At 69.1% G+C, this 1429-nt stretch carries 1 protein-coding gene; it reads left to right on the top strand.

Annotation, left to right across the window (positions count from 1 at the left end):
- The coding region (locus tag ACWEMJ_RS34115; protein WP_452141023.1) for an SdrD B-like domain-containing protein at nt 1-1429 on the top strand (1429 nt) is incomplete at both ends.

The raw sequence follows: 1429 nt of genomic DNA, 5'->3' as shown, positions 1-1429 counted from the left end.
CGGCGGAGAAGCCCAAGGCCGTCTACGCCATCCCGACCCCGAACTGCCCGGCGGCGTCCGACTGGCGCCCGTTCGGCCTCGGCATGCAGGACGGCACCGGGTACCTCGGCGGCGTCTGCTCCGGCCAGTCCACGCAGAAGCTGGACGACCTGCGGGCGATCGTGCTGCCCTTCGAGCCGGCCACCGGGAAGTTCGACGCGGCGGTGCTGAACCAGCCCATGGACTATCGCGGTACGCCGCCGAACGCCTGCAACGGCTACTACTGGCACCCGTGGACGGATGCCAGGCCGGCCGAAGGCTCGTGCTACTTCCACGGGCAGCCCGAGCTCGGTGAGATCGGCTTCGAGACCGACGGCTCCATGCTGCTGTCCTTCCGCGACCGGTACGCCGACCAGGCCAGCGCGGTCTTCGGTGCCGAGTACGTGATGGCGGCCGCTGCCGGAGACCTCAACAAGGCCTGCAAGTCCGGCAACCAGTACGTGATGGACGTCAACCTCGGCTGCGGCATCACCACCAAGGGCAAGGGCTTCTTCGACGTCCGCCGCCTCGGCGACACCCACGCCTACGCCACCTACGCGGGCATGGCCCTCTCCAAGGTGGAGAACTCCATCGCCACTTCCGGCTACGACGTGCTGGACCGCGCCTGGACGGCCGGCACCATGTTCACCCTCCGCAACGGCGCGCAGGACCCCGGCCTCGGCAACGAGCTGTCCGACGGCCGTTCCACCTTCGGCAAGGGCGCGGCCATGGCCGACCTCGAAGTGCTCTGCGACAAGGCGCCGCTGCAGATCGGCAACCGGGTCTGGTACGACCCGGAGCGCTCCGGTCTCCAACTGCCGCAGCAGAAGCCGGTGGTGGGCGCGACCGTGAACCTGTACGACGCCGACGGCAAGAAGGTCGGCACGGCCAAGACGACGGCGCGCGGCGAGTACTACTTCGACGACACCAACGTCACCGGCGGCCTCAAGCCCAAGACCGCCTACACCGTCCGTCTCGACAACCCGGCCGACTACGCCAAGGGCGGCCCGCTCTACCACTGGATCCCGACCAAGGCGGACGTCGGCGACAACCGCGCGATCGACTCGGACGGCACCATCCCCAAGGGCGCCAAGTACGTCGAGCGTGCCCTGACCACCGGCGGACCGGGGCAGAACGACCACACCTTCGACTTCGGCTTCATGCAGCAGCAGGGCGAACTCCGCCTGGTCAAGCACGACCAGGACGGCAAGGCCCTGCCGGGCGCGGTCTTCCAGCTCTGGCGCGAAGCGAACGGCACCGAAGGATTGCAGCAGGACACCGACACCAAGGTCGGCGACCCCTGCACCACCGCCGAGGACGGCACCTGCCGCACCGTCACCGACAAGGGCACCTACTACTGGCAGGAGGTCACCCCGCCCAAGGGCTACCAGACCCCGGAGCAGCCCGTCCT

The organism is Kitasatospora sp. NPDC004531 (assembly GCF_053602195.1).
The sequence above is the reverse complement of the archived record's forward strand: the minus strand, read 5'-3'. Positions and strand labels throughout refer to the sequence as shown.